The organism is Rhodanobacter sp. FW106-PBR-R2A-2-24 (assembly GCF_058789615.1).
The window spans coordinates 38,584-51,089 of the sequence record NZ_JBYTBV010000001.1; the positions used below are offsets into that span (position 1 = coordinate 38,584).

Here is a 12,506-nt window from a genome sequence, read left to right on the forward strand (position 1 = left end):
TTGTGCTCAACCCGCTGTTTGTGAGTCCGCGATCAGCATGATTCGGACGGTGTGATTACTTCTGACCTGCACATTTCTCCGCGGACGCGATCTCGTCGAGTTGTCATCCTTTGTCGTCGGCTCGTGTCGGATTTCACCTACATGCTTGACTTGCGTCGCCCACACGATGAAGTACGCGCCCTCCGTCTGCTCGGAATCCTGTCGAAGGATTCCGAGCGAACCCCCAGTTCCTGCCGAGTCGATACCGCCTGTCGCATGAACCTGCGGTTGACGCCGTTGGCTGTGGCGCAGTAGAACGTTAGTCAAGTCATGACGCCCGTCATGCGCAGTTGGGGACAATCGACGATGCGATGGATGCCAAAGGGAGCTTTGGCGCGCGTAAGTGCGCTCGTGTGGGTTGGCTGGATGGTCGGGACAGGGATATGTCACGCGCAGTCCGTGACCCCCGAAGACGAATACAAAAAGCTGATCCAGGTGCACACGGGCATCCAGCCCTTGGGCGCTCATCCCTTTGGCGAGAGCATCAACCTCTACAACGGGGCGCTATCGTTCGAAGTCACGGACGTCAGCCTGCCAGGCAGTGGTCCGACCCTGCAGCTGTCGCGCTCACTGGATACCACCGAACTGGACAGCTTTACGCTCAATAGATCGCGTCCGTTCGGTGACTGGGATCTGGATATCCCCCGGATCGAGACAGCGACCGCCAAAGAGCCGAGCGTAACCGGCTGGGAGGTGGAGGCGACCAATCCGCTGGATCGATGCACTGATTTTGGCGCGCCGCCACCGGTGCCGACGCCGTTGGGGGCCACCTGGGATCCGGGTCAGTGGTGGTATGGCTACCATCTCATCATTCCAGGTCGGGGCAGCCAAGAGCTATTGGAACGCAGTACAAGCATCATACCGACGAGTGGTGGAGTCTTCCCGGCCGTCACCAAGCGGAACTGGATGATCCGTTGCGGCGTAACGGCCGACGACGGTGGTGAAGGTTTCGTGGCGATGGCGCCCGACGGGACCCAATACACCTTTGCGCACCTGGTCTACCGCCCGATGTCCGGCATTAGCCAGGGAGGGTCGGTTTTGGTTCGCCGTGACGCCCTGATGTATGTGACGCAGGTGCGCGATCGCTTCGGTAACACGTTGACCTATCACTACGACAGCAGCACAGGCTATCTCAGCAGCATCACGGCCAGCGACGGTCGATCGATCACGGTGAGCTATGTGTCGGGCAGTCTACATATCAGCTCGATCACCGCGCAGGCGTCAAACGGAACGACGCGGATCTGGACCTACAGTTACGACAGCAGCAGCTCGGCGCTGACGCGCGTCCAGCTACCCGATGGCAGTGCCTGGTCCTACAACCTGGGGCCGCTCCAGAAATCACAGGTCACCAGCAGCGGGGGTAATTGCTACGCCAACGTGGTGCCGACGCTCACGGGAAACACCGTCACAGGGACTGCCACCACACCCTCCGGACTCACGGGTAGCTTCACGCTAATCCCCATGATGCGTGGTCGTTCCTATGTGCTCAAGAGTTGCTATGGCGGCAACGGCGGCACTCAGGCGGTGTACTCCACCTACCCCGAGGTGTACTACCAGCCGTCGATGTCCAGTGAGGTCGTTTCAGGGGCGAACGTTCCCATCGAAACCTGGAGCTACAGTTACTCGCCCGCCAACGAGAGCTGGAAGACCGACAGCTGCGCCAGCACCAGCAGCTGTGCATCGACGGTGTACATCGATGTCACGAATCCGGGCGGCAGCACCACCCGCTATACCCACAGCAATCGCTTCGATGCCACCGAGGGGCAACTGCTGCGGACCGACACCTACAGTGGTGCCGCCGGCAGTACGTTGATGCGTTCGGTGGTCAACACCTACGCCAACCCCACCGGGGGGCCCTGGCCGTCGAGTTATGGCGCGGATCCTCAAGATCGGAACAACTTGATCCAAACCGAAGAACTCGCGCCCCTCGGCCAACGCCAGATCCAACAGAACGGCGACACCTACACCTGGCACGCGAACGCGTTTAACGATTATGCCCAGGTGACTGATGCGACACGCAGCAACTCGATCAGCGGCGAGCCGTCGATCGAGGAGGCAACGACCTACCTCAACGACACCAACACCTGGGTGCTGGGCCTGCCGGAGACGGTCACGAACGTGGGGACCGGCGAGCAGGAGGTGAGCAACATCTACAACACCTCCTCAAACATAAGCGGCATCGACTTGCTGACGTCGCGCGCACGCTTCGGCGAGACCCTGATGACGTACACCTGGAACGGTGCGGGTCAACTGGCCAGCTTCACCGACGGCGACAACCACACCACGACCCTGGGCAATTACTACCGCGGCATTCCGCAGGCGATCGGCTACCCCGATGGCACCAGCGAGTCCCTGAGCGTCGATGACTTCGGTGACATCACGTCGATCACCGACCAGGCGGGGCATACCACCCAGTACAGCTACGACGCGCTGGGCCGTGTCACCCAGATCACCTACCCCTACGACAGCAGCATCGACAGCGCGTCGTGGTATCCGAAGACCTTCAGCTACAGCTACGTCACCGGTGCCGAGCGTGGGGTGGCCGCCGGCCACTGGCGCGAGACGGTGACCCAGGGCGCGTCGACCGACACCACCTACTACGACGCCGAGCTGCGCCCGGTGCTCAACGACACCTCCAACGGCAATACAGATATCACCACCGCCAAGGCCTACGACTGGCGGGGGCTGACCACGTTCGCCTCGTACCCGGTCAGCGGCAGCCCGGCCCTGTCGTCGGTCACCAGCGGCACCCACAGCACCTACGACGCCCTGGGCCGGCTGACCCAGAGTCAGCAGGACTCGGAGCTGGGCACGCTGACCACCGCGATGGCCTACCTGTCCGGTGCCCGTGAGCAGGTGACCGACCCGAAGGGCAACGTCACCACCACCACCTACCAGGTGTTCGACCAGCCCTCGTACGGCGGTGTCCTTGAGGTCCAGGCGCCGGACGGCGTCACCCAGACGGTCACCCGCGACGTCTACGGCAATCCGACGTCGATCACCCAGTCGGGCAGCTACGGCACCGAAACGGACAGCGTCACCAAGACGCTGGTCTATGACAGCTTTCACCGCCTGTGCCGGACCACGGAACCGGAAACCGGCAGCACGGTGCTGGCCTACGACGGTGCCAACAACATCGCGTGGAGTGCCAACGGACTCAGCCTCACCGGTACCGGGTGCGACCAGGATCAAGTGGCGGCGGCGGCCGAGACCACGCGCACCTACGATGTGATGAACCGGGTGCTGACGATCCAGTCGCCCAGCGGTACGCAGAGCACGGTCTACACCTACGATGCGCTGGGTCGCGTCCACACGGCGGCCTCTGGGATCGCAACGCAGGCCTACGCCTATAACAGCCTGGGCCTGGTGACCGGTGAGAGCCTGGCGGTGGCCAGCAGCGGGTACACCTGGGCGCTGGGCTACAGCTACGATGCCTACGGCCATCTGGCCAGCATGAACTATCCGGCCGGAACGGGGACGAGTGAAACCGTGAGCTATGCCCCCGATGCGTGGGGCCGCCCCACCCAGGTGGGCAGCTACGCCACCGGCGTCAGCTACTTCCCGGACGGCCAGCTCCAGGGCTTCACCTTCGCCAGCGGCACCAGCTACCTAGCCGATGAGAATACCCGACACCTCACCCGTAACTTCACCTACGGCGTGGGCAGCACCCTGGCGGTGAGCGAGGACCTGGCCTACGACGCGGACGGCAACCTCACCAGCGTCAACGACCTGGTCGACGGCACGCGCAGCAAGACCTTCGGCTACGACGCACTGAACCGCCTGACCAATGCCAGCGCCCCGAACCTGTACGGCACGGAGAGCTATACCTACGACCCGGTCAACAACCTGCGCACGCGGCTGAGTGGCGGGGCGACCTACACCTACAACTACGACGCGAGCAACAAGCTGACCAGCATTACCCAGGGCGCGAGCACGGTGGACAGCTTCGGCTACGACGTCCGGGGCAACGAGATCACCCGCAACGGCGCGACGCTGACCTTCGATGCGAAGAACCAGTTGACCTCGGTCCCGGGCGTGGCGACCTATGCCTACGACGCCGAGGGGCGACGGGTGGAGAAACAGCTGACCAGTGCCAGCTATCCCACGTACGCCTTCTACGGCCACGCCGGGCAGCTGATGTACCAGTACGACCCGGCCACGGCCACGGCGACGAACTTCGTGTACCTGGGCACCAAGCTGATCGGCGACAGCACCACCGTGCAGCTGACCCAGCCGGGCGGCATCAGCTTCAGCGCCAACCCGAGCGGAGGCAGCACGGGCGTGAGCTGGGGCAGCGTGCCGGATGCGACCAGCTACATGCTGCAGCAGAGCAGCGATGGCGGCGGCAGTTGGAGCACGGTCTACAGCGGTAGTGCGAGCAGCACCACGCTGTCGGGGCTGGCCGGCGGCCGCTACGTGTATCGGGTCCAGGCTTGTGCCAGCAGTGGCTGCGGACTGTGGACGACCTCGCCCACGCTGGGCGTGCAGCCGGCGATCCCGACGATCAGCACGCCGGGCGGTACGGTCAACGGGACCTACACCGTGAGCTGGAGCAGCCCTGCCAGCGCGACGGGCTACATCGTGCAGGAGCAGGTCAATGGCAGGTCCTGGACGACCTTGGCGAGCAACACGCCAGCGACCTCGATCAGCCGTCCGGGCACGAGCACGGGCAGCTACGTGTACCAGGTCGAGGCGCTGAACAGCTACGGCACCCGTGGCTGGGGCACCTCGGCGACGGTGAGTGTGAACACCGCCTACGGCGTGGTGCCGATCCCAGTGCCGACGTTGTCTGTGCCGGGCACCAGCAGCACGGGCAGCGCCACGGTGAGCTGGACCGCCGCCTCGCCGGTCACCGGCTACATCTTGCAGCAGAGCGGCAACGGCGGCACGAGCTGGAGCACGGTGTACAGCGGCACCGGGACCAGCATGGCCCTGAGCAATCTGGGCAACGGGAACTACACCTACCAGGTGCAGGCGTGCAACGACACGGCCGGCGACTCGGTCTGCACGGCCTGGGCGAGAGGCGGTACGTTGGTCGTGACCCATCCCCCAACGAGTGCCCCGGGTCTCAGCGTGCCGGGCACCAACAGCACGGGCAGCTACACGGTGAACTGGAGTCCTGTCAGTACGGCGACGAGCTACACCCTGCAGCAGAGTGTCAATGGCGGCGGCTGGACGACGGTCTATAGCGGCGCTGGCACGGGCTTCGGTCTGAGTGGTGAAGGCAACGGGACCTATGCATACCGAGTGCAGGCGTGCAATGCAGGCGGCTGCAGCGGGTGGAGCGGCACTGGAACCTCCACGGTCACGCACCCACCGGCGAGTGCGCCGGGCCTGAGCGTGCCCGGTAGCAGCAGTACGGGCAGCTACACGGTGAGCTGGGGAGGTGACAGTACAGCGACCAGCTACACGTTGCAGCAGAGCAGCAATGGCGGAAGCAGCTGGGGCACAGCCTACAGCGGCGGTGGGACAAGCGATGCCATCAGCGGGATCGGTGACGGCACGTATACCTACCGGGTGCAGGCCTGCAATGCCGGCGGTTGCGGTCCCTGGAGCGGAACGGGGACCATCAAGGTCGCCATCATCCCGGCCGAGCCGGGGTATGTCTCGGTCCCGACTGATGTTTACTATCCGAATGGTCGGTGGGCAGTGAACTGGCCAGCGGTGAGTGCGGCGACGAGCTACACCCTGCAGCGGGCACCGTCAGGCACGGGGACGCCCTTGATTACAGTCTATACGGGGTCGGCAACGAGCGCGGATGACGGTGGGACGGTGATGCCTGGGACCTATGTATACAGCGTGAAGGCGTGCAACGCGAACGGATGTTCGGGATGGAGGGCATCGTCGCTGGTAACGGTGATCTGCAGCTATGGAACCTCGGCGATGCTGAAACCGGGAACGGTACAGCCGTACCTGATCCGTTGTCCTTGACCGTCATGCAGGGAGCGAGGCCATGAAGCGACTAAATGGGATCTGGGTGTGCTTGGCGCTGTTTTGGGTTGGTATGGCCGCGCAGGCGCGCACGATGCACTTCTACTACACCGACCCGCAGGGCACGGTGCTGGCGAAGACGGATGTGCAGGGGAACATCTTGGCGCGCTACGACTACAAGCCGTACGGCGGGCTGGTGAGCGGACAGGGACCCGATGGACCGGGCTACACAGGACATGTGAACGACCTGGAGACCGGGTTGGTGTACATGCAGGCGCGCCACTACGATCCAGTGGGGCGGTTCCTTAGCGAAGACCCGGTAGGCCCGGAACCGGGCAACATATTCAGCTTTAATCGGTATGCCTATGCCAATAACAATCCAGTACGGTTTACCGATCCGACGGGCCGTTGCGCGGAGTATTACAGCAAGAAGCAAGGTGGAGGTTGCAAGGTCAATATACAGTCTGGCCTGAAGGGCAAAGCCTTGGCTGCCGCCAAGAAAGCACAAAAATCTTTGGAGGGGGCGCTAAACAGGTATGACAAGAAAATTAATGCGCTGTCTGGCAATGCAAACGTGAAAATTGTAAATTCGCAAGGAAAGGTCATTGGCTCGATGACTGGTTCCGAGATTAAAGCTGTTTGGAATGGAACGAAGTTCACTGTAACGTCCAATATGAACTACAGAAATGGTGGGGCTGGAGGCGGAACTGGCGGAATATGGAATGGAAGCTCGTTTTCAGGGCACAGTGGCCTAAATGCTTCAGCTGTTTCGCAGTACGCTACAGCGGCGGGCTGGTACAAGCAATCGCCGCTCGCCGGAGTCAGTACCTTAGTATTTCATGAGCTCGGCCATGAAACCCACTTCGGAATGGGGTTGACGCAGAAATATCCGGTGACATCCACAATTGAGTGGCCGCGTGAATGGGGCGCAAGTTCTGCGGGTAACGCCATGGCCGGTTCGGTGGGGGCTTCTTTCAATTGTTCGATACCAGGTGGTTGCATGCCATGATACGTTACACTGCATCAGTTTTTTTGCTCATAGCTGGCCTGACTCCAGCTGTTGCGCAACAGAAAAAATGTGAGCATTCCAATATCCATGCCATTTTCACGGCATCAAATGGGAGCGACATCGAACTTAATGCCCGCACAGGAACTATCCGTCTTTCACACTCGCAAGCTGTTGCACTTTACGATTGCGGAAATAACACTGAAACATGTTTTACAGATTATCACGGCTTCGCTTTTTCTTTCTCTCGTGAGTGCGACAAGATTGGAATTAGTCGCGACCCAAAAAATACGAAATTAACACCCGAGATAGTTTCCGTGTTACACGGTAACTTATGGGTTGTTTTTGATGCCTCGCCGAATTTTCTATTCCATTACGTAGTACCTAAGGGCGTTGTTGGCATATACGTTGGGTCAACGCCATCATTCGATTTCCGTAGTCTTTTTCATGACCATAATGTGCAGATTGGTACTTTGAATGCCGTGGAGTATCAAATTACCTCTGATTCAGACGCTGTGGCTGCGTGTAGGCGGTAGAAAAAGTAAGGCGCTGTTCGCATTGAGTAGTGACGTCTCAGGCTGTGAGTGGGCCTGAGGGCATGGTTGCGGCAAGTCCGAAGGGTTCGGGCGCAGGAGCCACCGATGCGTGGCCGCGAACTGAACCGCTGGCTGGAGCAACTGGCGAGCTTGACGCCCCGCCAGCGCGAGCAAGTCAAAGCCCACCTCCAGGACTTGACTGGCCATGATGCAATGACCGAACCGCTTGCCGAACGCCCCCCCCATTGTCCTGGCTGCCAAGGGTCGCTGGGTTCGCAACGGTCAGGCCTATGGTCTGCAGCGGCTCAAAGGTTGCGGTAGGAACGCCGGTTGCCCGACGCCCTCCGCACAGATCCGTACGTGCGGCATTACCGCATACGGCTCTTGCCTAAGGTCGTGACGCAGCGAAGTGCACCCCCGGATACGGGTGGATTTGTCGACAGTACAGCACAGGGCGACGAGCGAGACGATTGAAGCGCTCCCAAGACTGTCGATGACGCTGGCTGCGCCGCAGCAGGGCATGTCGCCAAGTGCGACAGACTTCGCTGCGGAAACCTGCCAAACGCTTCAGGTTGCCGGGGACGGCATGGTAGTTGTGGTGGAAGCCGACGACTCCTATTTCCTGCACTCCTACAGGGACAACCGTAAGCGTCCGGTGATTGATACTGGTGGTCTGCATGCTCGCACGCGACGCCAATCCAAGGTGACTTGTGTGGTCGAACGGCAAGTGTTGCAGCTCGGGTTCGGCCCCGGGCCGCGGCTCGGGGCGGAATCGTAATGATCGACGATAGTGCGCCCCCCAGAAATTGTGTTAACACCGGATAACTTCCCATTATCCGGTGTTAGATTTCTCGCGTAACCCACCCACTCGCGCACTTGAAGTATTACGTAATAACATGGTATGTAATGCGTTACGAAATACCAAGGAGACCCAGCGATGGCCCGTGGCGGGGTGTACAAGACCGAGATCGAGAAGGCCCGTAACGCCTTGCTGGCCAAGGGAAAACACCCTTCGGTCGACGCGGTGCGGGTGGCGTTGGGCAATACTGGCTCGAAAACGACCATCCATCGCTACCTCAAGGAACTGGAGGCCGAGGATGCCGCCGGCGTGGGTGGCAAATTCCCGATCAGCGACGCTTTGGCCGATCTGGTTAGCCGATTGGCGGGACGGCTCCAGGAGGAGGCTGACGCCAAGATCACTGAGGCAGCCGCCCGTTTCGAGGCCCAGCGGAAAGAGCTGACCGCCCAGTTGGACCAGGCGCGGCAGGAGGCGGCGTCCATCCGTGCCGACCAGGAACGCACGGCGACGGCGCTGCGTGACGAACAGGCGCAACACGACGCCACGCGGCAGGCGCGGCTCGATGCGACGTTGCAAGTGCGGCAACTGGAGGAACGGGTCAGCGGCCTGACCGCCCGCATAGCCGAGCACGAAGCGCATGCGCAGTCACTGGAAGAGAAACACGCACATGCCCGCGAGGCGCTGGAGCATTACCGCACGTCCGTGAAGGAACAACGGGAGCAGGAACAGCGCCGACATGAGCACCAGATCCAGGAGCTGCAGGTGGCACTGCGTCAGGCCAACGAAGCCCTCACGGGCAAAAATCACGAACTTCTGCAGCTCAATCGCGACAACGGGCGCCTGACGGAACACAACGCGCGCCTGGACAAGGAAGTGCAGCAGGCACGAAGCGCCGTGCGCGCAGTGCAAGACGAGGTGGCCACGCTCAAGCCCTTGGTGACGGAACTGGCCAGCCTGCGCATGACATGGAGCCACGATGTCCAGGCGCTCGAACGCGCGCGCCTCGACCTGGAAGCCGCCGCACAGGCGCTCGATCAAGAAAGGGTGGCGCGGCAGGACGCCGAGGGTCGAGCCGCATCAACGCAGGCTCGGCTGGGCACGCTGGAAGAGGTCTTGTCCAAGCTGCAGCTTGCCTCCACGTCAGCGCCACCTGCCATACCCGAGCAGCCAGGGTGACCGGCCTGACAGCAAGTGGGGCGGTTTCGGTGTGCCGCCGCGATTAGCAGGAATTCTTCGATCTTGCCGATTTTAGCTCAGGCCAGCTAATTCAATGGAAACAGTGCTTTAGGCACCATGTGAGCGTTTTCGCACGAATCTCGGCCATCCCCCGGGTGGGCTCGCAAATCGGTCGAGGATGGTCGCTGGCGCGTGGAGCCGAAACGTCGAGCCGAGGTGGCCGCTGCTCAGTTCGACCCGGCCGCCGATTCGCTCGATAGTATCCTTGACGATGGCAAGCCCCAGCCCGAGGCCGTCGATGTCTGAACTGGCCGCGCCACGGTGGAAACGGTCGAAAATTCGCTTCTGCAGAGCAGGCGCGATGCCGACACCATCGTCGGCAACTTCAAAGAGCAGCCCTCCAGGCTCTTCCGAGACCGAAAGTGTCACCTGTGTTCCCTTGGAGTGCTTGCCGGCGTTATTGGCGAGGTTCATCAGGCAGATCGACAGCGAGTCGTAGCCGCCGAAAAAGGTGCCTAGCCTCGCGCGGTTCACGACTTCGATTCGGATCCCTCGGCTTTCTGCCAGCGGCTTGACGATCGCGGCGACTTGTTTCAGGAGCTCGGCCGGAACGAAGGCCTCCTCAGGTTCGTCGAAACTGAGGTCTTCGGCAGCGGAACGTCCGATGATGGCGCGGATCTGTCGCGTCAGCTGGATCGCACTGATGCGAATCCCTTCGATGGAAGGTTGGGCGAGTTGGCAATAGCCGATAATCGAGCTTACCGGTGTGAGAAGGTCGTGGCTCACGTCCGAGATGAAGCGGATTTTTGTCTTGTTGGCCTCATCCAGCATCTTGTTGGTAGATGCCAAGCGGTCGAGAAGATTGATCATCTCAGTCATTGGGCGCATGAGCGCCAGTGGGATGATGATCAAGGTAACCAATAGGGTCGAAAAGACCACTAGCTCCTGCCAGTGCGTCAACATCGCGGACACGACGAAGGTCGCGCTGGTCAGGATCATTCCAAGTTTCAGATAGAGCGGCGACCGATATCTCAGGCCGTAGCCGATGCTGACCCATAGGAGCACCGCGAACATGCCCATCATGCCGCTGCCGAAGCCGATCATCACAAGGCCGATGATCCCGCAGTCGTACACGAGAGCGCCGATATGACGGACCTTGTCCGGTCCGACCTTCCGCCAGGCCATCCCGAGCCAGAAGAGCGTGGCGACGAAGGCAAAAAAGGTGATCTCGCGGAGATAGGCCGTGTCGTACTGTGCAAAGCAGTAGGCCATGCATCCGACGAAGATGAATACGCGAAGGTAGGCTTGGCTAAGCTCGCGGCGATCGGGGTTGATGCAGACCTTGCCTTCCAGTTGGCGTAAAATGTTCATTCCATAGCTCGTCGCGTTGAACGGTGGTTGCCGGATCGTGATCGCTTTACTCAACTACGAGTGCACGCATTATGTGGGTCTTGGTGATTGACGACGTAGTATCCAACACCTTCTTCATTACAGAAGCACTCAAATCTCTGGATCATAGGGCCGTGGTGTCGCATGACGCTGTGGCGGCCTTGGCTCTTCTCGATCAGATGGCTTTCGACTGCATCATCGTTGACTTCCACATGCCGACGATCAACGGCGCTGCGTTCTTGACGTCCCTACAGGCCAGGCTGGTTGCCTCCGCGCACAAGATCCCGGTCGTCGTGATGACAGCAGACACATCCCCGGACATTGAGAGCCAAGTGAGAAACCTTGGTGCCGTGACCGTGCTCCACAAGCCATTCGGCATCAACGTGCTGGGTGCCGCGCTGAATAGCCTGTGAGGTCGGTCTAGGTCGCCCGCCCCCCCAGGAGGTCGACTTGTCGCCGATCATACCGTAACGACGCTAAGTGGCCGTACGCCGGCGTACCGCGACTGACAGCAAGGTCTGTCGGCCACTGTGGTACTACCATTGCGAAAACCGCCCGTTGCCGTTTCGTGTTGAAGGACGCTTAAGATCGTTATGGAGTTTTCTGCCATCAATTTGGCCGTCCTCCCGGACTCCCAGCTGGACACCCTAGCCAACCTCAACCGAGCAGCGGGGATCCAGTACGCCGACTCGCTGGTGAATGAGCTTGAGCTGGCGATGGCCGGGTGCACCATCGACGACGCAGCGACGCCCGTAGCCGCTGGGTTCGAGCAGATCCACGCACTCAAAAACATGGTCATCCCGACAGGGAGCGAAGCGCTCCTGGAGGCTTGCGCGAAGCTGAAGGCCTCCGCTGGTTCGATGGCGCACGGCGCGGAGCTCAGGGCGAGCTTTCTCGCCATCGCCCAAGCCGCACAACGCGTCATCGTGGCTTACCGCAGTCGGTTGGTCGTCGAGCGCCCGGTGTGATCTCGTCCCGCGGTGACCGTGTGGCAACCGCGTAGGACGGACACTGGTTCGGCTCAGCCCGAGGCCCGCCCCAGCGCGGCGCGAGCGTGCTCGTATTTCGCGCTGAGGCGTTCCGCAACGGCCCTGGGCAGCTTGGCCAGGCGATCTGGTGCCGCGTTGTCGGCGAGGTCCGAGAGCTTCACGGCCAAAGCCACTGGAGAATGCCGGATGCGCGCGTAAGGCGAGCGCTTTGGCGATGGCAACCGTGTTTGCATCCATCATCAATCGGCGACCATTTCGCGCATGCGATCAAGAACGCGGCGGGCAAACTCCGGCGCCGCATGCTTCGCGATGTCCATCGTGCGGAAACCACCGGTCGCGAAACCTAGGTAGTGCAGTTCGAAGCCGCCCGCATCGTCGGTGATGGCCATCATCCGCTGTCCCGCGAACAACGCAGTCTCGAGCACGCCCTTGCTTTCGTCGCTGGGCCCAGCGTCCCAGCGCTGTTGCGGGCCGAGAAACTGAACACGACCGCCGGCATGGAGTTCTATTGTCATGCCAATACATCCTTTTCGGTTGAGTGCCTCAGCGGTACCACGCCAAGGCCTCCTGGGCAGCAAAGGCGGTCTTTTCGGAAGGCGATCTTCTCGGTTCGTCATGGGTGCGTCCTTCACTTGGTACTG

10 protein-coding genes are annotated in these 12,506 nt (G+C 61.3%); 7 read left to right on the top strand and 3 right to left on the bottom strand.

Annotated features, from left to right (window positions below; genetic code table 11):
* The first annotated feature begins 438 nt into the window (after positions 1-438).
* The 5 genes from AC3WQA_RS00165 (at position 439) to AC3WQA_RS00185 (ending at position 9,487) form a co-directional block, all read left to right on the top strand.
* Positions 439-5,970: a hypothetical protein gene (locus AC3WQA_RS00165; protein ID WP_369501541.1), complete on the top strand. Its 5,532-nt coding sequence runs from the start codon at positions 439-441 to the stop codon at positions 5,968-5,970.
* Between the two features lie 22 nt (positions 5,971-5,992).
* Positions 5,993-6,979 (top strand): RHS repeat domain-containing protein, encoded by a 987-nt coding sequence (locus AC3WQA_RS00170; RefSeq protein WP_081491815.1) that lies wholly within the window; start codon positions 5,993-5,995, stop codon positions 6,977-6,979.
* Entirely contained in the window at positions 6,976-7,512 is a 537-nt protein-coding gene (locus AC3WQA_RS00175) for a hypothetical protein (protein ID WP_157618160.1), read from the top strand. Before AC3WQA_RS00170 ends, AC3WQA_RS00175 begins: the two co-directional genes overlap by 4 nt.
* A gap of 493 nt (positions 7,513-8,005) precedes the next feature.
* Positions 8,006-8,290 carry a hypothetical protein gene (locus tag AC3WQA_RS00180; protein WP_157618161.1) on the top strand — a complete coding sequence of 95 codons (285 nt, stop codon included), beginning with the start codon at positions 8,006-8,008 and terminating at the stop codon, positions 8,288-8,290.
* A 174-nt stretch (positions 8,291-8,464) separates the two neighbouring features.
* Positions 8,465-9,487, top strand: a complete 1,023-nt coding sequence (locus AC3WQA_RS00185; RefSeq protein ID WP_492673244.1) for a DNA-binding protein — start codon at positions 8,465-8,467, stop codon at positions 9,485-9,487.
* A gap of 108 nt (positions 9,488-9,595) precedes the next feature.
* Here the strand turns inward: AC3WQA_RS00185 and AC3WQA_RS00190 are convergent, their stop codons facing one another.
* Positions 9,596-10,858 (bottom strand): sensor histidine kinase, encoded by a 1,263-nt coding sequence (locus tag AC3WQA_RS00190; protein WP_492673245.1) that lies wholly within the window; start codon positions 10,856-10,858, stop codon positions 9,596-9,598.
* An 83-nt stretch (positions 10,859-10,941) separates the two neighbouring features.
* Here AC3WQA_RS00190 and AC3WQA_RS00195 point away from each other — a divergent pair, with 83 nt between their 5' ends.
* A complete protein-coding gene (locus tag AC3WQA_RS00195; RefSeq protein WP_369488110.1) occupies positions 10,942-11,289 on the top strand; it encodes a response regulator in 348 nt (115 codons plus the stop codon).
* Between the two features lie 180 nt (positions 11,290-11,469).
* Complete coding sequence (locus AC3WQA_RS00200) at positions 11,470-11,844, top strand: hypothetical protein (protein ID WP_369487767.1); 375 nt, start codon at positions 11,470-11,472, stop codon at positions 11,842-11,844.
* A 53-nt stretch (positions 11,845-11,897) separates the two neighbouring features.
* On the opposite strand, the gene AC3WQA_RS00205 is transcribed toward AC3WQA_RS00200, so the two are convergent.
* Together AC3WQA_RS00205 and AC3WQA_RS00210 are read right to left on the bottom strand one after the other, a co-directional pair.
* On the bottom strand, positions 11,898-12,026 hold the full coding sequence (locus tag AC3WQA_RS00205; protein ID WP_369487769.1) for a hypothetical protein: 129 nt from the start codon (positions 12,024-12,026) through the stop codon (positions 11,898-11,900).
* A 78-nt stretch (positions 12,027-12,104) separates the two neighbouring features.
* On the bottom strand, positions 12,105-12,380 hold the full coding sequence (locus AC3WQA_RS00210) for a hypothetical protein (protein ID WP_492634753.1): 276 nt from the start codon (positions 12,378-12,380) through the stop codon (positions 12,105-12,107).
* Positions 12,381-12,506 lie beyond the last annotated feature (126 nt).

Bases quoted from the DNA above. Each gene is read 5' to 3' on its own strand.
- AC3WQA_RS00170 (WP_081491815.1), top strand. From the start codon at position 5,993: ATGAAGCGACTAAATGGGATCTGGGTGTGCTTGGCGCTGTTTTGGGTT.
- AC3WQA_RS00175 (WP_157618160.1), top strand. From the start codon at position 6,976: ATGATACGTTACACTGCATCAGTTTTTTTGCTCATAGCTGGCCTGACT.
- AC3WQA_RS00180 (WP_157618161.1), top strand. From the start codon at position 8,006: ATGACGCTGGCTGCGCCGCAGCAGGGCATGTCGCCAAGTGCGACAGAC.
- AC3WQA_RS00190 (WP_492673245.1), bottom strand. From the start codon at position 10,858: ATGAACATTTTACGCCAACTGGAAGGCAAGGTCTGCATCAACCCCGAT.
- AC3WQA_RS00200 (WP_369487767.1), top strand. From the start codon at position 11,470: ATGGAGTTTTCTGCCATCAATTTGGCCGTCCTCCCGGACTCCCAGCTG.
- AC3WQA_RS00210 (WP_492634753.1), bottom strand. From the start codon at position 12,380: ATGACAATAGAACTCCATGCCGGCGGTCGTGTTCAGTTTCTCGGCCCG.